The organism is Verrucosispora sp. TAA-831, assembly GCF_050780145.1.
Taxonomy (GTDB): Bacteria; Actinomycetota; Actinomycetes; order Mycobacteriales; family Micromonosporaceae; genus Micromonospora.
Window position 1 is genome coordinate 868,079 of the sequence record NZ_CP192240.1, and the last position, 21,442, is coordinate 889,520.

The 21,442-nt window shown below is 72.5% G+C and carries 19 protein-coding genes; 8 read left to right on the forward strand and 11 right to left on the reverse strand.

From position 1 onward, the window contains the following. Positions 1-119: 119 nt before the first annotated feature. From ACQVFL_RS04075 to ACQVFL_RS04090, 4 genes are all read right to left on the reverse strand, one after another. Positions 120-323 carry a DUF397 domain-containing protein gene (locus ACQVFL_RS04075; RefSeq protein ID WP_431728713.1) on the reverse strand — a complete coding sequence of 68 codons (204 nt, stop codon included), beginning with the start codon at positions 321-323 and terminating at the stop codon, positions 120-122. Next, positions 316-1,200, reverse strand: coding sequence for a helix-turn-helix domain-containing protein (locus ACQVFL_RS04080; protein ID WP_431728714.1), 885 nt, complete (start codon positions 1,198-1,200; stop codon positions 316-318). Before ACQVFL_RS04080 ends, ACQVFL_RS04075 begins: the two co-directional genes overlap by 8 nt. Before the next feature lie 215 nt (positions 1,201-1,415). After that, positions 1,416-3,125, reverse strand: coding sequence for a phospho-sugar mutase (locus ACQVFL_RS04085; protein WP_431728715.1), 1,710 nt, complete (start codon positions 3,123-3,125; stop codon positions 1,416-1,418). 46 nt (positions 3,126-3,171) lie between these two features. After that, positions 3,172-5,298: a serine/threonine-protein kinase gene (locus ACQVFL_RS04090; RefSeq protein ID WP_431728716.1), complete on the reverse strand. Its 2,127-nt coding sequence runs from the start codon at positions 5,296-5,298 to the stop codon at positions 3,172-3,174. Positions 5,299-5,505: 207 nt separating this feature from the next. Here ACQVFL_RS04090 and ACQVFL_RS04095 point away from each other — a divergent pair, with 207 nt between their 5' ends. Together ACQVFL_RS04095 and ACQVFL_RS04100 are read left to right on the forward strand one after the other, a co-directional pair. Next, entirely contained in the window at positions 5,506-7,092 is a 1,587-nt protein-coding gene (locus tag ACQVFL_RS04095) for an acyl-CoA mutase large subunit family protein (protein WP_431728717.1), read from the forward strand. A gap of 459 nt (positions 7,093-7,551) precedes the next feature. Then, the gene (locus ACQVFL_RS04100; RefSeq protein WP_396692514.1) at positions 7,552-8,814 is read left to right on the forward strand and encodes an amidohydrolase; all 1,263 of its coding nucleotides are present in this window, start codon (positions 7,552-7,554) and stop codon (positions 8,812-8,814) included. On the opposite strand, the gene ACQVFL_RS04105 is transcribed toward ACQVFL_RS04100, so the two are convergent. Next, positions 8,771-9,733 carry a DUF4349 domain-containing protein gene (locus ACQVFL_RS04105; RefSeq protein ID WP_431728718.1) on the reverse strand — a complete coding sequence of 321 codons (963 nt, stop codon included), beginning with the start codon at positions 9,731-9,733 and terminating at the stop codon, positions 8,771-8,773. The genes ACQVFL_RS04100 and ACQVFL_RS04105 overlap by 44 nt on opposite strands. Before the next feature lie 153 nt (positions 9,734-9,886). On the opposite strand from ACQVFL_RS04105, the gene ACQVFL_RS04110 reads away from it, so the two are divergent. The 3 genes from ACQVFL_RS04110 to ACQVFL_RS04120 all read left to right on the forward strand — a co-directional run bounded on the left by ACQVFL_RS04110 (position 9,887) and on the right by ACQVFL_RS04120 (position 12,268). Next, a complete protein-coding gene (locus ACQVFL_RS04110) occupies positions 9,887-10,519 on the forward strand; it encodes an MBL fold metallo-hydrolase (protein ID WP_431728719.1) in 633 nt (210 codons plus the stop codon). A 4-nt stretch (positions 10,520-10,523) separates the two neighbouring features. Continuing rightward, positions 10,524-11,456 (forward strand): hypothetical protein, encoded by a 933-nt coding sequence (locus ACQVFL_RS04115; protein WP_396692520.1) that lies wholly within the window; start codon positions 10,524-10,526, stop codon positions 11,454-11,456. A gap of 74 nt (positions 11,457-11,530) precedes the next feature. Further along, entirely contained in the window at positions 11,531-12,268 is a 738-nt protein-coding gene (locus ACQVFL_RS04120) for an SCO6745 family protein (protein WP_396692522.1), read from the forward strand. A 95-nt stretch (positions 12,269-12,363) separates the two neighbouring features. Here the strand turns inward: ACQVFL_RS04120 and ACQVFL_RS04125 are convergent, their stop codons facing one another. Further along, the gene (locus ACQVFL_RS04125; protein WP_396692524.1) at positions 12,364-12,819 is read right to left on the reverse strand and encodes a gamma-glutamylcyclotransferase; all 456 of its coding nucleotides are present in this window, start codon (positions 12,817-12,819) and stop codon (positions 12,364-12,366) included. Between the two features lie 106 nt (positions 12,820-12,925). On the opposite strand from ACQVFL_RS04125, the gene ACQVFL_RS04130 reads away from it, so the two are divergent. After that, entirely contained in the window at positions 12,926-14,329 is a 1,404-nt protein-coding gene (locus ACQVFL_RS04130) for an NAD(P)H-quinone dehydrogenase (RefSeq protein WP_396692526.1), read from the forward strand. On the opposite strand, the gene ACQVFL_RS04135 is transcribed toward ACQVFL_RS04130, so the two are convergent. Then, positions 14,307-14,942, reverse strand: coding sequence for a DUF998 domain-containing protein (locus tag ACQVFL_RS04135; RefSeq protein WP_431728720.1), 636 nt, complete (start codon positions 14,940-14,942; stop codon positions 14,307-14,309). The genes ACQVFL_RS04130 and ACQVFL_RS04135 overlap by 23 nt on opposite strands. Before the next feature lie 478 nt (positions 14,943-15,420). Further along, positions 15,421-15,864 (reverse strand): DoxX family protein, encoded by a 444-nt coding sequence (locus tag ACQVFL_RS04140; RefSeq protein WP_396692528.1) that lies wholly within the window; start codon positions 15,862-15,864, stop codon positions 15,421-15,423. 85 nt (positions 15,865-15,949) lie between these two features. Between ACQVFL_RS04140 and ACQVFL_RS04145 the strand changes: the two genes are divergently transcribed. Continuing rightward, positions 15,950-16,552, forward strand: coding sequence for a TetR/AcrR family transcriptional regulator (locus ACQVFL_RS04145; protein WP_431728721.1), 603 nt, complete (start codon positions 15,950-15,952; stop codon positions 16,550-16,552). 14 nt (positions 16,553-16,566) lie between these two features. On the opposite strand, the gene ACQVFL_RS04150 is transcribed toward ACQVFL_RS04145, so the two are convergent. Together ACQVFL_RS04150 and ACQVFL_RS04155 are read right to left on the reverse strand one after the other, a co-directional pair. Then, the gene (locus tag ACQVFL_RS04150) at positions 16,567-18,006 is read right to left on the reverse strand and encodes a GuaB1 family IMP dehydrogenase-related protein (RefSeq protein WP_431728722.1); all 1,440 of its coding nucleotides are present in this window, start codon (positions 18,004-18,006) and stop codon (positions 16,567-16,569) included. A 15-nt stretch (positions 18,007-18,021) separates the two neighbouring features. Further along, positions 18,022-18,618, reverse strand: a complete 597-nt coding sequence (locus tag ACQVFL_RS04155; protein WP_396692533.1) for a LysE/ArgO family amino acid transporter — start codon at positions 18,616-18,618, stop codon at positions 18,022-18,024. A gap of 71 nt (positions 18,619-18,689) precedes the next feature. Between ACQVFL_RS04155 and ACQVFL_RS04160 the strand changes: the two genes are divergently transcribed. After that, on the forward strand, positions 18,690-19,586 hold the full coding sequence (locus ACQVFL_RS04160) for a LysR family transcriptional regulator ArgP (RefSeq protein WP_431728723.1): 897 nt from the start codon (positions 18,690-18,692) through the stop codon (positions 19,584-19,586). Between the two features lie 70 nt (positions 19,587-19,656). Here ACQVFL_RS04160 and ACQVFL_RS04165 read toward each other — a convergent pair whose 3' ends face one another. After that, positions 19,657-21,408 carry an acetyl/propionyl/methylcrotonyl-CoA carboxylase subunit alpha gene (locus ACQVFL_RS04165; RefSeq protein WP_431728724.1) on the reverse strand — a complete coding sequence of 584 codons (1,752 nt, stop codon included), beginning with the start codon at positions 21,406-21,408 and terminating at the stop codon, positions 19,657-19,659. Between the last annotated feature and the right edge of the window lie 34 nt (positions 21,409-21,442).

Consider the following 21,442-nt stretch of genomic DNA (forward strand, 5'->3'; position numbering starts at 1 on the left):
TTGATACGTCCACATCTGCGGCTGCCACGACTCCATGATCGACGCCGGACGCCGGACGCCGGACGCCGGACGTGGGGCGGGGGGCGGGGGGCGGGGGGTGAGGGGCGTGGGGTTAGGGGTCAGCGGGACAGGTGGGTGGTGCGGACGGCGGTGACGAAGGCGGACCAGGCGGTGGGCGTGACGGTGAGTGCCGGGCCGGTCGGGTCCTTGCTGTCGCGGATGCCGACGACGCCGGACAGGTTGTCGGCGACCTCGACGCACTCGCCGCCGTTGGTGCCGCTGCGGGTGCTGGTGCGCCACGTCGCGCCGGTCAGGTCACTCATAGCACTCTCCCAGGATGGCATCGATCAACTCCATCGATTGTCCCTCCCCGAGCGCGACGGTTTCCAGCCCCCGCCAGACCCGCACGTAGGCGGCGAACTCGTGCGGCTGGTCGAGGTAGAGCGCGCCGGTGAGCCCCTCGACATAGACGGTGGGCGGTTCGGTCGGGCCGCCGAGCAGGGCCTCCGGGAAGTCGAGCAGCACGAAGGTGCCCGCCTCGGCGGCGAGCGGTGGGCCGGCGGCGAGCGGCAGGATGCGGATCGAGATGTTGTGCCGCTGCCCGACGGCCAGCAGGTGCCGGAGTTGACCGGCCATCACCGGTCGACCGGGCACCGGGCGGCGTAGCACCGCCTCGCTGAGCATCACGGTCAGCTCCGGGGCGGGTGGGAGCCGCCGGGTGAGCAGCCCCTGTCGCTGGATTCGGAAGTTCACCACCTTCTTGCGTTCCTCCTCGCCCAAGTCGGGCCGGTTGAGTAGGAAGAGTGCGGTGGCGTATTCGGGGGTTTGCAGGATTCCCGGCACCAGCTCGGCGTTGTAGTACCGCATACCGCTGGCCACATTCTCCAGCCCGACGTAGAGCGAAAACCAGGCCGGGATGGAGCGGCCGTACGCGTGCCACCACCCCTCGGCCTTGCCGACCTCGGCGAGCCCGAGCAGCACGCTCGCCTGGTCGGGCGTGGCCCGGTAGAGGTCGCAGAGCACGCGTACGTCCGGGCCCCTGGCCGGGGTCAGGCCGCGCTCGATCCGCCAGATCTTCTGGCGCGAGCAGTCGAGCCGGTCGGCTGCCGCCTCGATGCTGACCCGGGCGTCGACCCGGAGTTGGGTGAGCAGTCTGCCGAGTTGCCGTCGGGGGACGGTCGAACCGTTCGTTGCATGCACCGTGCAACACTCCTCAGTTCCAGAATGCAACCAATTACCGCCATCGATGAAACGTATTGCGAGGGCGTTTCCGTCGAATGCAGAAATGGCGATGGTTGATGGAGTGATGCTATTTGTGGACGCTCATCGCAGGCAAGCGGTAGCGCTCGGTGATTGTGCTCGGGTGTTAGGAGGGGTCCCCTGCTATGCACGAGGCGTTAGTAAGGTGCCCTTCCTTACATCCCTAAAGCCCGCGCAACCTCCAGCCGCAACTCGCCGACGGCCGCCGCCGCGCGAGCCCGGGCCGCGGCGACGTCACCGTCGGCGACCTGTTCCACCACCTCCAGGTACGCCTTGAGCTTCGGCTCGGTGCCGGAGGGCCGGATCACCACCCGGGCCGCCCCGGTACGCAGGATGACCACGTCCGCTTCGGGCAGCAGGTCCGCTGCCTCGGTGACCGGCTGACCGAGCAGCATGTCCGGAGTGGCCGCCCGGATCCGGGCCATCGCGTCGGCGATCAGACGCAGGTCGTCGACGCGGACCGAGAGTTGATCGGTGTGGTGGACGCCGAACTCGGCGGCCAACTCGTCCAGCCGGTCGGTGAGCGTACGGCCCTGGGTCTTGAGGTCGGCGGCCAACTCGGCCACGGTCAGCGCGGCGGTGATGCCGTCCTTGTCGCGTACGTGGTCGGGGGCGACGCAGTAGCCGAGCGCCTCCTCGTAGCCGTACACCAGCGGCGCGGAGCCGTCCCCGGCCCGCACGATCCACTTGAACCCGGTCAGCGTCTCGCCGTAGGGCAGGTTCCGGGCGGTGCACATCGCCCGCAGCAGCGACGACGAGACGATGGTGGTGGCGTAGAGGCCGGTCACGCCTCGCCGCATCAGGTGGTCGGCGAGCAGCACCCCCACCTCGTCACCCCGCAGCATCCGCCAGCCCGAGCCGTCCGCGCCGCCCGGCGCAGGCGCAGCGTCCGGCCCGCTCACCGGGTTGCGGACCGCCACGGCGCAGCGGTCGGCGTCGGGGTCGTTGGCGATGGCGAGGTCCGCGCCGGTGGTGTCGGCGAGCGCGACCAGCAGGTCCACCGCGCCCGGCTCCTCCGGGTTGGGGAAGCTGACGGTCGGGAAGTCGGCGTCCGGTTCGGCCTGCTCCGGCACCACCCCGGGCGTCGGGAAACCGGCGGCGGCGAAGGCGGCGGTGAGGACCGCCGCGCCGACACCGTGCAGCGGCGTGTACGCCACGGTCAGGTCCCGGGGACCATCGGGCGGCACCACCTGCACCGCCCGCGCCACGTACCCGGCGACCAGGTCGTCACCGAGCACCTGCCCGGCGGGGCCGAGCGGCACCTGGGCCAGCGGGCCGACCGACCGGATGGCGGCCTCGATGCCGGTGTCGGCCGGCGGCACGATCTGTGCTCCGGCACCGGAGTCGCCGCCCAGTTCGGCACCGAGATAGACCTTGTAACCGTTGTCCTGCGGCGGGTTGTGGCTCGCCGTCACCATCACCCCGGCGACCGCGCCCAGTTGCCGCACCGCGTACGCCAGCACGGGGGTGGGCAGCGGGCGGGGGAGCAGCAGGGCCGGGCGGCCCGCCCCGGTGGCCACCCGGGCGGTCTGTTCGGCGAACGCGCGGGAACCGCGCCGGGCGTCGTACCCGATCACCAGCGGACCGGTGCCACCCTCGGCGGCGAGCCAGGCGACCAGCCCGGCGGCGGCCTGGGTGACCACGGCGAGGTTCATGCCGTTGGGGCCGGCGCGCAGCGGGCCGCGCAGCCCGGCGGTGCCGAAGGTCAGCGGCCCGGCGAAGCGGTCCGCCAGCTCGGCGGCGCTGTCCGGCAGACGGTCGAGCACCGCCCGCAGTTCCGCCTGGTCAGCCGGGTCGGGGTCGTCGGCGAGCCAGCGCTGAGCCTGCTCGCGGATGGTGTCGATGTCAGTGGTCTCCGCCGCCATTGCCTCTTGATAGCACGGCGGCGGATCACCATGGACGTCTCCCCGCTCAGCCTGCGGAGGTGAGCTGGAACGACTTGAGCATCTCGTCGTAGATCGGCTTGCTCTCGTCGAACCGGGCGTCGCTGACGGTCAGATAGAACGAGTAGATCCGGCCCTCGTGGGCCACCCCGTGCCAGACGCCGTGCCGCCTGGCATCGCCGTCACCGCAGGTGTACTCGAACTCGGCCGACGGCTTGCCGGCCAGCTCCCGGTCCGCCATCGAGATCTGCGTGTACGGCTTGGCGCAGGAGGCCGAGCGCGTCTTGAGGTTGTTCTCCGCGCTCTGTGCCCAGCGGGTCGAACTGCCGGCCCACTTCTCGTTGAGGATGCGGACCCGGCGACCGCTGTCGTCCGGGTCGGTGTAGTCGATGTAGACGGCGCCGGCCGGAGCGGTCCGCTTCCAGCCCTTCGGCACTAGCATCTGCACGCCGCGCGCCGAGTGCTCCTGCATCTCGACCGGGTCGCCCTCGTCGGAGGAGTTGCCGGGCGCGGCGACCGGTTCGGTGACCGGCGGGTCACCGCCGCCGCCGGAGAGCGCCACCGCGCTGATCAGCAGCACCAGCACCAGGCCACCGGCCGCCGCGAGCTGGACCTTGCGCGGCCAGCCCTTCACGGTCTCGACCGCGCGAGTGCCCGCGACCTTGGCCTTGTCCAGTGGGCTGCCGCCGCCACCGGTGGACGGCGGCGGTGGTGCGCCGTACGGCTGGCGGGGCGCCGCCGGCCAGCGACCGCCGTAGTCGCCGCCGAGCTGCTGGGTGGCCTCCGGCCGGGCACCGAACCCGTACGCTCCGGCACCGATGTGCTGCGTGGCGTCCGCGCTGATGCGCTGGGTGGTGTTCGCGCCGATGTGCTGGGTGGCGTCGGCCCCGATCCGCTGGGTGGCGTCCGCGCCGCCGATCCGCTGCGTGGCCTCCGACCCACCGATTCGCTGGGTCGCCTCGGCCCCGCCGCCGTAGGTGCGACCAGCGGACGAGGCGGCGTTCTGCTGACCCGGTCGGGCCAGCGCGTCGGCGCTGGTGTCCTCCATCGCTGCGGCACTGGCGGCGGCGGCCTTGCCGGGGCGCTCACCCCGGCTCAGCGCCGCCAGCCGGTCGGTCAGCGACTCACCGGGGGCGAGCATCGCCCGGCCGCCGATCTCGCCGGCCGGCTTGGACTTCTTCGCCGAGGCGGCCGGCGCGGTGATCGGCGCGGACTGCTGCGGCACCGGCACCACGGAGTACGGGTCGGTCATCGAGTTGACCGCGGACGCGGTGCTGCTCAGCGGACCGGCGAGCAGTTCGCGCAGCATGGCGCGGGCGGTGTGCACGTCGAGTCGACGGGCCGGGTCCTTCTCCAGCAGGCCCATCAGCACCCGGGTCAGTGGTCCGCTGCGCTGCGGCGGGGCCGGCGGGTCCTCGACCACCGCGTGCATCGTCTCGATCGGGTCGCCCCGGTCGAAGGGCGGTCGGCCCTCCACAGCGGTGTAGAGCGTCACGCCGAGGGAGAACAGGTCGCTGGGCGGGCCGAACTCCTGGCCCATGGCCCGCTCGGGCGAGATGAAGTGCGGCGAGCCCAGCACCATCCCCGGGGTGGTGAGCTGCACGTCGGTGGGCATCCGGGCGACACCGAAGTCGGTCAGTACGCAGCGGCCGTCGGAGCAGATCAGCACGTTGGCCGGCTTGACGTCGCGGTGCAGGACCCCGATGGCGTGGGCCACCTCCAGCGCGCCGAGCAGCGCGATGCCGATCTTGGCGACCACCCGCTGGGCGATCGGCCCGTCCTCGATCACCATGTCCGCGAGGCTGCGGGCGTCCAGCAGCTCCATCACGATCCACGGGCGTCCGGCCTCGGTGACCACGTCGTACACCTGAACCACCGCCGGGTGGGCGATGGCGGCTGCCGCGCGGGCCTCGCGCAGGGTGCGTTCGTACATCGCGTCGCGGTCGCTGGGTGCCAGTCCGGGCGGCAGGACGACCTCCTTGACCGCCACGTCGCGCCGCAGAAGTGTGTCTGTGGCCCGCCAGACCGTGCCCATGCCACCGTTGCCCACCGTGGAGCGCAACGAGTACCGGTCACCGATCACGGTGCCGGGTGTCGCGCGGCCGTTGGTGGGGATGCTGACTGGTCCGCCGCTCCACGTCGGGATCTGAGTCACAGAAAAGCCACCGGGGGAAGTCGAGGGGGCTGGGACACAACCTCCCTATCTTGCTGGTTCAGACGCCCGATGCGAAACCCGGCGCGGCGGACGTTTCCCGTCCGGAACCGTACGTGTGCAGATCCTCACGTCGGGTGGTCGCTATCGATGGCTCAGTGTGCGCTATCCCTCACCCGGTGACCAGCACATTCGTCCTACCATCCGGTGATGAGCGAACGGCGGCGGTCAAGCGAGTCCGGCTTCCCGATCGAGGGCGTCTACACGGCGGAGCACCTGCCGGGTGATCTGGACTCCCGGCTGGGCGCTCCGGGCGAGTACCCGTACACCCGTGGGGTCTACCCCACCATGTACACCTCCCGCCCGTGGACCATGCGCCAGTACGCCGGCTTCGGCACCGCAACCGAGTCCAACGCGCGGTACCACCAGTTGCTGCGGGCCGGCACCATGGGTCTCTCCGTCGCCTTCGACCTGCCCACCCAGATGGGGTACGACTCCGACGACCCGATCGCCTCCGGCGAGGTCGGCAAGGTCGGTGTCGCCATCGACTCCATCGAGGACATGCGGCTGCTCTTCGACGGCATCCCGCTGGACAAGGTCTCCACCTCGATGACGATCAACGCGCCGGGCTCGGTGCTGCTGCTGCTCTACCAGCTCGTCGCCGAGGAGAACGGGGTGCCGGGCGAGGCACTCAACGGCACCATCCAGAACGACATCCTCAAGGAGTACATCGCCCGGGGCACCTACATCTTCCCGCCGAAGCCGTCGTTGCGGCTGGTCGCCGACACGTTCGGCTACTGCCGGGCCGAGGTGCCGAAGTGGAACACCATCTCGATCTCCGGCTACCACATGGCCGAGGCGGGTGCCTCCCCGGTGCAGGAGATCGCCTTCACGTTGGCCAACGGCGTCGAGTACGTCCGCGCCGCGATCGCCGCCGGGCTGGCCGTGGACGACTTCGCGCCCCGCCTGTCGTTCTTCTTCGTCGCCCGCACCACGCTGCTGGAGGAGGTGGCGAAGTTCCGGGCGGCCCGGCGGATCTGGGCCCGCCTGATGCGCGACGAGTTCGGGGCGAAGAACCCGAAGTCGATGATGCTGCGCTTCCACACCCAGACCGCGGGCGTGCAGTTGACCGCCCAGCAGCCCGAGGTGAACCTGGTCCGGGTCGCGGTGCAGGGGCTGGGCGCGGTGCTCGGCGGCACCCAGTCGCTGCACACCAACAGCTTCGACGAGGCGATCGCGCTGCCCACCGAGAAGGCGGCCCGGCTGGCGCTGCGGACCCAGCAGGTGCTCGCGTACGAGACGGATCTGACCGCCACGGTGGACCCGTTCGCGGGCTCGTACGTGGTGGAGGCGATGACCGCCGAGATCGAGTCGGCGGCGGACGCGCTGATGGGCCGGGTCTTCGAGTACGGGTCGTCGGTGGACGCCATCGAGGCGGGCTTCCAGAAGCGCGAGATCGAGCAGTCCGCGTACCAGATCGCGCAGGAGATCGACTCGGGTGAGCGGGTGGTGGTCGGGCTCAACCGGTTCACCATCGACGCCGAGGAGCCGTACGAGCCGCTGCGGGTCGACCCGGCCATCGAGGCGGCGCAGGGCGAGCGGCTGGCCAAGCTGCGCGCCGGGCGGGACGGCGCGGTCGTCGAGCGGGCCCTGACCGAGTTGCGGGAGGCCGCCTCGGGGACCGGCAACGTGCTCTACCCGATGAAGGCGGCCCTGCGCGGGCGGGCCACCGTCGGCGAGGTGTGTGGGGCACTGCGCGAGGTGTGGGGCGTCTACCGCCCGACCGACCGGTTCTGAGGCCGTTCGGCACCCTTCCACGGTCGCTGTACGTGTCGAAGCGACCGTCTCCGGGTACTCCGCCCGAATGATCTCGTTGACGCACACCCTGTGCGGTCGGGGGCTGTCCGGACGTGTGAACGTCCACCGGTGCCGATCGCCGTGGGTGGTCGGGTAATTGTCGTACCGTCAGTTCATCGCGCCGACTAATGCGACAATTCGGAACGACGGGCAACGAGTTTCGACAAGATTCTCCGCCCGCAACCCCGATTACGCGTTGTAGGAGGTGGGGGGTGGATGGCTGCGTATGAACGCGATCTACCTGCTGTCCCGCCCGTCTACGGGCACTCCAACCAGGGCATACGTGACGCTGCGCGGTCCGATCATCACCGGAACGAGGTTGCGCAGAGTTACCGTCGGGGGTCTACGCTGTCTGCTGTCCCCGATGATCCATCCATTTCTAGTGATCGAGAATTCGACGTGACGAGTGCGTTGACTATGCCGACCGGCGAGCAATTGGCGTCGTCCTGGCCCGAGATGCCACCGACCGGTGGCCAGCCCCTGCCGTCCGAGCTGGACCATCTGCTCGCCCTCCGGGTACCGGGCCTGATCGCCACGCGCCGTCACATTCACGCGCATCCGGAGCTCTCCGGTTCGGAGTTCGACACCGCGGCCCTGATCGCCCGGGAACTCACCCTGGCCGGGCTCAGCCCCCGCATGCTGCCCAAGGGCAACGGGGTCATCTGCGACGTCGACGGCCGCCCCGACGGGCCGGTGATCGCGCTGCGCGCCGACATCGACGCGCTGCCGCTGACCGACGTCAAGGACGTCCCGTACCGCTCCACCGTGGACGGGGTCTGCCACGCCTGCGGGCACGACGTGCACACCACGATCCTGCTCGGCGTCGGCATGCTGCTCGCCCAGCTCGCCGACCTGGGCGAGCTGCCCGGCCGGGTCCGGTTGATCTTCCAGCCGGCCGAGGAGATCCTGCCCTGCGGATCGCTCGAAGTGATCGAGGCGGGCGGCCTGGACGACGTGGTGCAGATCTTCGCGCTGCACTGCGACCCGAACCAGCCGGTCGGCAAGGTCGGCCTGCGGGTCGGGCCGATCACCGCCGCCGCCGACAACGTCACCGTCCGGCTGACCGGACCGGGCGGGCACACCGCCCGCCCGCACCTGACCGTCGACCTGGTCGACGCGCTCGGTCGGCTGATCACCGAGGTGCCCGCGCTGATCAGTCGCCGGGTGCCGGCCAACAGCGGGCTGCTGCTGGTCTTCGGGCACGCCTCCGCCGGCACCCGCTACAACGTCATCCCCTCCGAGGCGTCCGCCTCCGGCACGCTGCGGGTGATGGACCGGGACGCCTGGGAACAGGCCCCGAAGATCGTCACGCAGGTGGTCCGGGACGTGATCGCCCCGACCGGGGCCACGGTCGACCTGGAGTACCTGCGGGGACGCCCGCCGGTGTGCAACGACGCGGCGGCCATCAACGTGCTGACCTCGGCCACCGTCGCCGCGCTCGGCCCGGAGGGCGTCGCCGAGACCCCGCAGAGCATGGGCGGCGAGGACTTCTCCTGGTATCTGGAGTACGTCCCCGGCGCGCTGGCCCGGCTCGGGGTCGGCCGCTCCGGGCCGAACGTGGACCTGCACCGGGCGTCGTTCGACGTGGACGAACGGGCCATCCCGGCCGGCGTACGACTCATGGTGCAGACCGCGCTCCAGGCACTGACGGCGGTTCGCTGACCGACGACGACCTCGGGCCGACCCCGGGTGGTGGCGGCGTGCCGACCGGCGCCGGCTCGGGGCGGACCCGGTGGCGTCGGCGACGGTTCAGCCACCACAGCGCCGCCAGCGGTACGCCGAGGACCAGCAGCCAGGGCAGCACCGCGCCGAGTACGGTGAGCAGCACCGTCATCGAGGTGAGGAAGACCGTCCAGCCTCCGCTCAGACCGGCCAGGAAGCCGATCTCCCGCTCCTCGTCGGGGGTGCTGGCGTCCGGACCCACCAGGCTGACGGTGATCGTGGAGAGCGCGGTCAGGTCGGCCAACCGGCGCTTCTTCGCCTCCAGCGAGGCGAGGTCGGCCTCCCGGCGGGCCAACTCGTTCTCCAGGCTGATCAGGTCGGTGATCGACTCGGCCCGGTCGAGCAGCCGACGCGCGCTCTCCACCCGGGCCCGCTGGGTGGCGATCCGCGCGTCGAGGTCGACGGTCTCCTCGGTGACGTCCTCGGTGTCGATCTGTCGGCGTTCCTGCCGACCGAGACCCGCCAACTCCTCGACCACCGGATAGAACCGGTCCGCCGGTACCCGCAGCGTCAGCTCCGCCACCGCGTCCGCGTCCGAGCTGCGGCGCTGGTCACCGCCGACGAAGCCGCCGGCCCGGGTGGCCGCGTCGGACGCCGCCCGCGCGGCGGCCTCCACGTCGTCCACCTTGACCCGGATCGACCCGGTGTAGACGATGGACCGCTGGTCGACCCGGGTGTCCGCCGCCGCGCCGGCACCACCTCGCTGATCCGCCGGTCCGGGCCGCTCACCCACCGGACCGGCGCCGTCCACCGCCTGCGGCGCGGCGACGCGGCCCGCCTCGTCGGAGGTCGCCGCCTGGTCGCCACCGCTGCCGCTGCCGCAGCCGGTGACCACCAGCAGCATCACCAGCGCAGTCATTCCCGTCGCCGCGTGACGGCGGGTTCTCCTCGGTGTCATCAACGTTCCCTTCCTCTGCCCGGAGCGGGTGATAGCTCGGACGTCGCGCGCTGTCCCCCGGGTTCCGGCAGACTGCGCTCAGGACGGTCACGATTCGATATGGGAGGCATCACGATGCGGATCACCAAGTACGCCCACTCGTGCCTGCGGGTCGAGCACGACGGGGGAGTGCTGGTCGTCGATCCGGGCGTGTTCAGCGAGGCCGCCGTGGCACTGGACGGGGCCGACGCGGTCCTGATCACCCACGAGCACCAGGACCACGTGGACGCCGAGGCGATCAACCGGCAACTCGCCCGGCGGCCGTTCGACATCCACGGACCGGCCTCGGTGGCCGGAGCGCTCGGCGACGCGGCCGAGGCGCTGCGCCCGGTCACCCCCGGTGACGCGTTCACCGCCGTTGGTGTCCCGGTCCGCGCCTACGGCGGGCGGCACGCGGTCATCCACCCCGACATCCCGCTCGTCGACAACCTCGGCTACCTGCTCGACGAGGTGGTCTACCACCCCGGTGACGCGCTGTTCGTGCCGGACGACATCCAGGTCGACACGCTCTTCGCGCCGATACACGCGCCCTGGTCGAAGTTCTCCGAGGTGGTCGACTTCATCCGGGCGGTGTCCCCGCGCCGGGTCTACGCGCTGCACGACGCCCTGCTCAACACCAACGGCCTCGCGGTGCTCGACCGGCAGTACACCGCCCTGTCCGGCAGCGAGTACCAGCGGCTGGAGCCGGGCAGCCGGATCGACGGCTGAGTCGATGCCCGAACCCCCGTCCGACCCGGTGGCGCAGCTCTACCGCACGCCGCCGGACCGGTTCGTCGCCGCCCGGGACGCCGCGGTGGCGCAGGCCCGGCGCGCCGGGGACGGGCGGGGAGCCCGCGAGATCGCCCGGCTGCGCCGCCCCACGGTGGCCGCCTGGCTGGTCAACCTGCTCGCCATCGAGCGTCCCGACCTGGTCGGCGACCTGGCGCAGTTGGCCGACGCGCTACGCGACGCCCAACGCGAGTTGCGCGGCCCGCGCCTGCGGGAACTGTCCGCGCAGCGGCGGTCCGTGGTCTCCGCCCTGGTCGCCGAGGTGCGCCGGCTCGCCGCCGACGTGCCGGGGGCGCCGTCGGCCGGCAAACTGCCGCTGGCCGAGGTCGAGGCGACCCTGAACGCGGCCCTCGCCGATCCCGGCGTGGCCGAGCAGGTGCGGTCCGGTCGACTGCTCCGCCCGGCCCACTACGCCGGATTCGGCGAGGTGCCCCGACCACAGTTGCGGCTGGTGACCGGCGGGGAGGAGCCGCCCGCACCGGCGCGGACCGCCGGTCGTCCGGACCGCAGCGCCATGCGGGCCGAACAGGCCCGCCGGGCCGCCCGCGCCGAGCTGGCCCGCCGCCGCACGGCGCTGGAGAAGGAGCTGGTCCGGGCACGTACCGACCGGGAACGGGCCGAGACGGACCTCGACGCGGCGCAGTCCGCCGAGCACGACGGCACGGCCGCCCTGGACGCGGTGGAGACCGAACTGGCCGAGCTGGAACGCCGTCGGGCCGTCGCCGAGCAGGAACTGAGCCGGTCCCGACTGGCCCGCCGGGCCGCCGAACGGGCCGTCGCCGTCGCCCGGCGACGCGCCGGAGAGGTGGAGGCCGCGATGGAGGCATTGACCGCCGAGGAGGAGGATGCCGACCGGGACGCGGGCGCGGCAGACTGATCCGTCATGGACGGACCCTCGGTCGGATCCTTCGTGGACGGCCCCCCGGGCGGCGGCGCACCGGGCGGGACGGCATGACCCCGGAACAGGTGGCGGCGGCCAGCAAACCGGCGGTGCTCGCGCTCGGTGAGGCGTACGGCCGGTGCCCGACCACGCTGCGCCGGGCCCGGCTGCTCGGCATCTCCGGCTGGGCCTTCTACATCACCGGACGGGCCGGGGCACTCGGTGACGTACGCGCCGAGACGGTCGCCGCCGCGCTCGGGTTCGTCGCCCCCGACGCCGTCGCCGACGGCTGGGACGCCGCCGCCCGCACCGTACGCCCGACCGAGGTGGCCGCCGCCAGCCTCGCCGAGTGCCGCCGCTGGGGCGAGGAGCGGCTGACCGCCCTGCCTCGCGCCGACCGGCTCGCCACGCTCGTGGAACGGACCGTCGCGGCGGCCGACGCCAGCGCCATGCCGCTCTTCGCCGCCTGGCGGGCCGTGCCGTCCGGGCCGGGCGGCCCGGGTGCCCGGGCCGCCGCCGGGCTGCGACTGCTCCGCGAGCACTTCACCGGCGCGCACCTGGTCGCCGTACGGGCCTGCGGCATGACGCCACTGGAGGCGGTGCTGGCCGGGCCGGAGGGGGAGAGCGGGGCGGTGGCCTGCGGGTGGCCGCCGCCGTACCCGCCGGTCGGGCCGCTGGTGCGTCGCCGGCTCTGGGCCGAGGCGGTGACCGACCGCCTGGTCGCGCCCGCCTTCGCCGCGCTCGGTCCGGCCGACGGCGCCGAACTGGTCGAGTTGTTGACCGAGGCGCGGGCGCACACGCAGTGCTGACCGCAGGTGCGCCGGCTGTGACCGGCGTCCGGCTCGGCGGGGGTGCCGGGCGGGACGCCGCCGGTCGGTAGCAGACTGGGGGTGTGGGAGACGCGCTAGGCCGACGCCGTGCCGGTGGGGCGGGACCGCAGCTCGACGACGTAGTCGTCCGGCGCGCCCGCCTTCTCGGCGGCGTTCGCGATCTCCGAGACGTACCACGAGGTGGGCAGGCCGCCCTCGTAGCCGTCGAAGACGTAGACCCAGGCCGTCACGTCGCCGTCGAGCGTCGAGACGCGGACGGTCAGCTTCCGGTACGTGCCGGCGGTGACGCCCTCGATCTCGTCGAGCTGGGCCGCGTCGTACGGATGGATGTCGTAGAGCGCCACGAACACCCGGTCGCCGGGCGATTCGACGACGGTGCTGACGGCGCCCTCCCAGCCGATGACGTCCTCACCGGCGAAGGTGAGCCGCCAGCCCTCCAGCCAGCCGATGCCCACCATGGGGGAATGCGGGCAGTAGGCACGCATTCGGGCAGGGTCCAGGTTCGAGCCGTAGGCGGCGTAGAGACGCACGGCGATGACGATAGCCCGGCGGGCGGGTGGGGGAGAATACGACGGTGCGTGTCGGACGCGTCGGGGAGAAGAAAGTCACTGTGAGCATGGACGAAGGGCGGTCGTGGTGAGCCAGATCGTGATCATCGGCGGGGGGCCGGCCGGTTACGAGGCCGCGCTGGTCGCCGCGCAACTGGACGCCGACGTGACCGTGGTGGAGGCCGACGGCGCGGGCGGTGCCTGCGTGCTGTCCGACTGCGTACCGTCGAAGACGTTCATCGCCAGCTCCGAGGTGGTGACCGGATACCGCGACACCGAGGTGTTCGGGGTGCACTCCGACGGCCTGGAGGCGGTCACCGTCGACGCCCGGGCGGTCCACGAGCGGGTCAAGCGGCTCGCCCTGGCGCAGTCCTCCGACATCCACGCGAAGCTGCTCAAGGCCGGCGTCACCTTCGTCTCCGGGCGGGCCCGGCTGGGCGAGGACACCCTCGGCCACACCCACCGGGTGATCGTCACGCCGGACGGCGGCGAGGCACCGTACTCGATCAGCGCCTCGACGGTGCTGGTCGCCACCGGCGCCACCCCGCGCCAACTGCCCACCGCCGTGCCCGACGGTGAGCGCATCCTCACCTGGCGGCAGGTGTACGACCTGCCCGACCTGCCCGAGCACCTGATCGTGGTCGGCTCCGGGGTGACCGGCGCCGAGTTCGCCAGTGCCTACCTGGCGATGGGCGTCGAGGTGACCCTGGTCTCCAGCCGGGACCGGGTGATGCCGCACGAGGACGCCGACGCGGCGCAGGCGATCGAGCGGGTCTTCCGTGCCCGGGGCATGAGCATTCTGAACAACTCCCGCGCCGAGGGCGTCCGCCGGACCGACGACGGCGTCGAGGTCGTCCTCTCCGACGGTCGCAAGGTGTACGGCTCGCACGCGCTGATCGCGGTCGGCTCGATCCCCAACACCGAGGAGCTGGGCCTGGCCGAGTACGGCGTGACGCTGGCCCGGGGCGGGTACGTGACCGTGGACCGGGTCTCCCGCACCAACGTCCCCGGCATCTACGCGGCCGGCGACTGCACCGGCGTCCTGCCGCTGGCCAGCGTCGCCGCCATGCAGGGCCGGATCGCCATGTGGCACGCGCTCGGCGAGGCGGTCCGGCCGCTGCGGCTGCGGACCGTCTCGGCGAACGTCTTCACCGACCCCGAGCTGGCCACCGTGGGTGTGTCGCAGGACGAGATGGACGCCGGGAAGGTGCCGGCCCGGCAGGTGATGCTGCCGCTGGCCGGTAACGCCCGGGCGAAGATGGACGAGGTGGCCGACGGGTTCGTCAAGCTGTTCTGCCGCCCGGCCAGCGGTCAGGTGATCGGTGGCGTGGTGGTGGCGCCGAAGGCGAGCGAGTTGATCCTGCCGATCACCATGGCGGTGGAGAACAACCTCACCGTCAACGAGCTGGCCCAGACCATCACCATCTATCCCAGCCTCTCCGGCTCGCTCACCGAGGCCGCCCGCCAGCTCATGCTGCACGAACTGGAGTAGCCGCCCGCACCCTGCCTCCGGCGGTGGCCAGGACGGTGAGCAGGGCCACCTCGGCGAGGATGAGGGCGCGTTCGATCAGGCCGTAGTACGCGCGGTCGCCGGGGTAGGCGGACCAGACCATCGCGGCGGCGAGGAGCAGGCTGGTGATGGTCAGCGCGCGCAGCCAACGGGCGGTGCGGGCGGTGGCGGGCAACTGCGTGGCGATCAGCCAACCGGCGAGCGGCAGAGCCAGGAAGGCGACCACCGAGGCGTACCGGTGCACGTAGGCGGCGGTGCCCATCTCGGTGCCGGGCGGGTTGGTCGGGACCAGCCCGGCCAGTAGCAGCCCACCGGCCCAGGCGGCGAGCAGGACCTGGGCCGTGCCGAGGCGACCGCGACCCGTACCGGTCGGGGCCCCGGATCGGCGCAGTCCCAGGACGAGCCCGGCGGACGCCACCGCGAGGGTGAGCATGGCGAGGTGGATGGCCCCGCCGGACTCGGAGACGGCGTAGTCGCTGACGGTGAGGCTCAGCGGGTCCAGGTCCTCGACACCCGCGTGGCCGATCACGGCGAGCAGGGCCGCGAGGGCGATGCCGCCGAGCACCAGCGTCGCGCTGTTCCGGGTTGCAGGCATGGCTCAGCCTGTCGCGGCGGGCACCTCAGACGGATCCGGGACGAGCACCGAAATCCGTCCTCGGGGACACCCCGAGTGGCGATCCGGCTTTCCCCGGTGAGCGGCCTCGGGGTGCCTGTCACCTCTGTCCGGTCACCGGGTGAGTTGACCGGAACATACCGAGAGTGACGGAGTGTCCGACATCACCCCGCCGGCCGTGGGCGCTGATGACCAGCCGCACCGTCCCCCGCGTCGGGGGCGACGGGCACCTTTCGGCGCCACTACCAGGGAGATCGGGCAGGGTCGTCGCCGATCGATGGTCGCGGGATCGGCTCAGGGACGCGTACCGTTGTCCGCGCGCGGCCCAGCGGGCGCCGGGTCCCCCGTTCCTGGCGCCTGGGTCGCCGCCGGGCCGCTGGCAGGTCCCGTGCCAGCGGCCCGGCCACTCTCGTCCGCCCGCCAGCGTCGATGACGGGTGAGGACCCGACAGCGTGACCGGTCACGGCCCGACGGCGACCGCGATGGCGGCGGCGAGGAAGACGACCTGGAGTGCGGTACGGACGCCGAGCGGGGTGACCGGGCGCCCGGCCAGGGTGAGTCCCCGGCGCGCGGCCGAGACGTTCGCCGGGAACATCGCCAGCATCAGCACGGCCAGTCCGGCAGCGGCCCAGCGGGCGGTGGCCGGCACCAGCAGCCCCGCCGCGCCCGCGAGTTCCAGCACGCCGGTCACCGTGACCAGCAGGTCCGGTCGGGGCAGTCGGGGCGGGACCATCTCGATCAGGTTGCGTCGCCGGCCGGTGAAGTGTGCGATCCCGGTCAGCACGAACATCACGGCCAGCCCGACCCGCAGGGCCGGATGCCAGCCGTCGAGCACGGAAATCCCGACCAGGCCGGCCAGTCGGGCGAGCGCGGTGCCCGCCACCAGGGCGATCAGCGGAGCCATCGGTACCTCCTCGAAAACCAATCTTGTCGCCGACAAGATTGGCTCGCGATGGCGCATCTTGTCAATGGCAAGATACGATCGGGTGATGACCGGCACCCGCGGCTACCACCACGGCGACCTGCCTCGCGCCCTGCTCGCCGCAGCGGAGGAGGCGATCAGGGAGTCGGGCCCGGCGGCGCTGAGCCTGCGAGACCTGGCCCGACGTGCCGGCGTCTCGCACGCCGCCCCGGCCCACCACTTCGGCGACCGGGCCGGCCTCTTCACCGCGCTCGCGGTGCAGGGCTTCGACCTGCTCGCCGAGGCGCTGGAATCGACCGGCGGCGAACTGCTCGACCTCGGCGTGGCGTACGTCGACTTCGCCGTGCGGCACCGGGCCCACTTCGAGGTGATGTTCCACCCCGATCTCTACCGATCCGATGCCGCCGAGGTCCAGGCCGCCCGTGACCGTGCCGGTGCCGCACTGCATGCCGGGGTGACGGCACTGTCCGCCGCTCCGACGGACGTCGGCGACGGGCGGGGCGGCGTGCACGGGCCGCTCGGCGACGCGCTGGCCGCATGGTCGATCGTGCATGGCTTCGCCACGCTCTGGCTGGCCGACGCGCTACCACCCGGTGTGGGTGACGACCCGCGAGAGGTTGCCCGGACGGTGATCGGGCGCCTCTTCGCCCCGGCGGCGGACCCCGGCTGACCGGACGCCGGCCGTCACCAGCTCGTCGGCAGCGGCATCCCCTCGGTGTAGCCGGCGGTGCTCTGCACCCCGACCAGCACCCGCTCGTGGAACTCGTCCAGGTTCCGGGCTCCGGCGTAGGTGAAGGCACTGCGTACCCCCGAGATGATCTCGTCGATCAGGTCCTCCACCCCCGGCCGGGTCGGGTCCAGGTACATCCGGGCCGACGAGATGCCCTCCTCGAAGATCGCCTTCCGGGCCCGGTCGTAGGGGCTGTCCTCGGCGGTCCGGGCGCTGACCGCGCGCGCCGAGGCCATCCCGAAACTCTCCTTGTACCGCCGGCCGTCCTCGTCCGTGTACAGGTCGCCGGGCGACTCGTAGGTGCCGGCGAACCAGGAGCCGACCATCACGTTCGACGCCCCGGCGGCCAGCGCCAGCGCCACGTCACGCGGATGCCGTACCCCGCCGTCGGCCCAGACGTGCCGGCCCAGCTCACGGGCCGCCGCCGCGCAGTCCAGCACCGCCGAGAACTGCGGCCGACCCACCCCGGTCATCATCCGGGTGGTGCACATCGCGCCCGGTCCGACGCCCACCTTGACGATGTCCGCGCCGGCTGCGACCAGGTCGCGTACGCCGTCGGCGGTGACCACGTTGCCGGCCGCCACCGGTACGCCCGGGTCCAGACTCCGGACGGTCCGCAACGCGCTGACCATCCGCTCCTGGTGGCCGTGCGCGGTGTCCACGACCAGGGTGTCCACGCCCGCCTCCAGCAGCGCCGACGCCTTGCCCGCCACGTCGCCGTTGATGCCCACCGCCGCCGCGATGCGCAACCGCCCCAGGGCGTCCACCGCAGGCCGGTAGAGCGTCGCCCGCAGCGCGCCCGGCCGGGTGAGCACCCCGACCAGCCGCCCCTCGCCGTCCACCACCGGGGCCAGCCGCCGCCGCGCGGTGCTCAGCCGGTCGAAGCCGGTACGCGGATCCGCGTCCACCGGCACCGTGTGCAGATCGGCCGACATCACGTCGCGCAACTGGGCGAACCGATCCACCCCGACCGTGTCCGCCTCGGTCACCACCCCCATCGGGCGGCGCTCCTCGTCGACCACGATCACCGCACCGTACGCCCGCTTGGGCAGCAGGTGGATCGCGTCGCCGACGGTGTCGGTCGGGCCGAGCGCGATGGCCGTGTCGTGCATCAGGTGCCGCTGCTTGACCCAGGCGACGACCTCGGCCACCACCTCGATCGGGATGTCCTGGGGGATCACCGCGATCCCGCCGCGCCGGGCCACCGTCTCGGCCATCCGTCGGCCGGCGACCGCCGTCATGTTCGCCACCACCAGCGGGATCGTCGTACCCGTGCCGTCGCCGGTGGACAGGTCGACGTCGAGTCGGGAGCCCACCTCCGACCGGGCCGGGGCCATGAAGACGTCGTTGTAGGTCAGGTCGTACGCGGGTGTCGCGCCATTGAGGAACCGCACCCGGCCATCATTCCCTCAGCCCAGCAGCAGCGCGACCGCTACCACCACCATCACCAGCGCGATAACGCCGTCGAGCACCTGCCAGACCCGGGCCCGGGCGAGCAGCGGCGCGAGCCGGTACGCCCCCGCGCCGAGCGCGCTGAACCAGACGACACTGGCCACCGCCGCGCCGAGACCGAACAACCACCGGTGCGGCTGCTGCTGCGCGATGCCGCCGAGCAGCAGCACGGTGTCCAGGTAGACGTGCGGGTTGAGGTAGGTGAAGGCGAGGCAGGCCAGCAGCGTCGCGCCGAGCCGGGCCGGGGGCCGCTGAGCCGGTGTGAGCGTGCTCGGCCGCCACGCGCGGCGGGCGGCCAGGGCCGCGTATCCGAGCAGGAAGGCCGCCCCGCCCCAGCGGATCGCGGTGAGCAGGTCGGGTCGGGCCGCCACCATCGAACCCACCCCGGCGATACCCACCCCGATCAGCAGGGCGTCGGAGATCGCGCAGGTCAGCACGACCGGCACCACGTGTTCCCGGCGCAGTCCCTGACGGAGTACGAAGGCGTTCTGCGCGCCGATGGCGACGATGAGGGCGATGGAGAGGGAGAAACCGGCGACGACGGAGGTGAGCACGCCGCCGACGGTAGGAGCACCGCGACGGATCAGTCCAGCTAAAGATTCTTCATCCGGTTAAGCTCAGCTGCATGGGCGGTCTGGACTCCACCCAGCTCCGTACGCTCGCCGCAGTCGTCGCCGAGGGCAGCTTCGAGGCGGCGGCGCGGCTGCTGCACGTCACCCCCTCGGCGGTCAGCCAGCGCATCAAGGCACTGGAGGAGGCCGTCGGGCAGGTGCTCGTCCGGCGGCACCGTCCCTGCGACGCCACCGAGGCCGGGCGACCGCTGCTGCGCCTGGCCGGGCAGCTCGCCCTGCTCGAACGCGAGGCGCTGGCCGATGCCCGGGGACCGCTCGGCGGCGATCGGGAGCGGACCCGGATCGCCATCGTGGTCAACGCCGACTCGCTCGCCACCTGGTTCCCCGCCGCCCTGGCCCGGCTGCCCGACCAGCCGGAACTCTCCTTCGACCTCCGGCAGGACGACCAGGACCACACCGCCGTCCTGCTCCGCGACGGGGTGGTGACCGCCGCCGTGACCGCCCAGCGTGAGGCGGTGCAGGGCTGCCGGGTGCGGCGTCTCGGCGCGCTGCGCTACCGGGCGCTGGCCGCGCCGTCGGTGGCCCGACGGTGGTTCGCCGACGGCCTCACCCGGACTGCTGCCGCCGCCGCGCCGGTGGTGGTCTTCGACCGCAAGGACCGGATCCAACACCGTTTCCTGCGTAGCGTGACCGGGCACGCGCTCGACCCGCCGGTGCACTACGTGCCGTCGGTCCCGGCGTTCAACGAGTCGATCCGGCTCGGCCTCGGCTGGGGACTGGTCGCCGAGCAGATCGCCGACGCGGACGTGGCCGCCGGTCGGTGCGTCGACATCGCTCCCGGTCGGGTGCTGGACACCCCGCTCTACTGGCAGCACTGGCGACTCGACTCACCGGTGCTGACCGCGCTCACCACCGCCGTCTGTGCCGTCGCCGCCGAATCCCTGCGCTGAGATGTAAGGAGGGGTCCCCTGCTAACGCCTCGCGTATAGCAGGGGACCCCTCCATACACCCGGCACTGCCTCAGCCGATGGTGCAGATGGCGGCACCGGCGGTGATCACCGCGCCGACCTCGGCGGCGAGCCCGCTGACCGTGCCCGCCTTGTGGGCGTGCAACGGCTGCTCCATCTTCATCGCCTCCAGCACCACGACCAGATCGCCCTCGGCCACGGTGTCCCCGTCGGCGACCGCGATCTTGACGATGGTGCCCTGCATCGGGGAAGTGAGCGCGTCACCGCCCGCCGCCGCGCCGGCCGTGGCGCCACCGCCCCGACGGGCGGGCTTCTTCGCGGCCGGAGCGGCACTCGCCGTACCCGCGCCGAGCCCGGCCGGAAGACTGACCTCCAGCCGCTTGCCGCCCACCTCGACCACGATCGTCTCGCGCTCGGCCGGAGCGTCCGCGCCGTCTGCGACAGCGGTGAACGGCGGAACCGTGTTGTCGAACTCGGTCTCGATCCAACGGGTGTGCACCGCGAACGGCTCGGCGGTGAACGCCGGGTCGCGGACCACCAGGCGGTGGAACGGCAGCGCGGTGGCCATCCCCTCGATCACCATCTCGTCCAGCGCACGCCGGGCCCGCTCCAGCGCCTCGGTACGGGTCTCCCCGGTGATGACGACCTTGGCGAGCAGGCTGTCGAAGTTGCCGCCGATGACGTCGCCGGCCGAGATGCCGGTGTCCACCCGTACGCCGGGACCGGTCGGCAGACGCAGCACGGTCACCGTGCCGGGCGCGGGCAGGAAGCCGCGACCCGGGTCCTCGCCGTTGATCCGGAACTCGATGGAGTGCCCGCGCGGTGTCGGGTCCTCGGTGAGCCGCAGCTTCTCCCCGTCGGCGATGCGGAACTGCTCGCGGACCAGGTCGATGCCGGCGGTCTCCTCGGTCACCGGGTGCTCCACCTGGAGCCGGGTGTTGACCTCCAGGAAGGAGATGGTCCCGTCGTTGCCGACCAGGTACTCCACCGTCCCGGCACCGTGGTAGCCGGCCTCCCGGCAGATCGCCTTCGCGCTCTCGTGGATCTGCGCACGCTGCTCGGCGGTGAGGAACGGCGCCGGTGCCTCCTCGACCAGCTTCTGGTGCCGGCGCTGCAACGAGCAGTCCCGCGTGCCGGCGACGATCACGTTGCCGTGCTGGTCGGCCAGGATCTGCGCCTCGACGTGGCGCGGCTGGTCCAGGTACCGCTCGACGAAGCACTCGCCCCGACCGAAGGCCGCGACCGCCTCCCGGGTGGCCGACTCGAACAGGTGCGGGATCTCCTCCATGGTGCGGGCCACCTTCAGGCCGCGCCCGCCGCCACCGAAGGCGGCCTTGATGGCCACCGGCAGACCGTGGTCGACGGCGAAGGCCATCACCTCGTCCGGGCTGCCCACCGGATCCGGGGTGCCGGGCACCAGGGGAGCACCGGCCCGCTGGGCGATGTGCCGGGCGGTGACCTTGTCACCGAGGTCGCGGATCGCCTGCGGGGTGGGACCGATCCAGGTCAGACCCGCGTCGATGACCGCCTCGGCGAAGTCGGCGTTCTCGGAGAGGAAGCCGTACCCGGGGTGCACCGCGTCCACACCGGCCCGAGCGGCGACGTCGATGAGTTTGTCGATGCGGAGGTAGGTATTCGCAGCGGTGTCGCCCTCCAGGGCGTACGCTTCGTCGGCGAGCGTGGCGTGCAGGGCATCCCGGTCGGAGTCCGCGTACACCGCGACACTGCCCAGGCCGGCGTCCTGGCAGGCGCGGATGACCCGGACGGCGATCTCGCCCCGGTTGGCGATGAGTACCTTGCGCACCTTGGTGGCTCCTCCCGGCGGGTTTCTGCCGGGG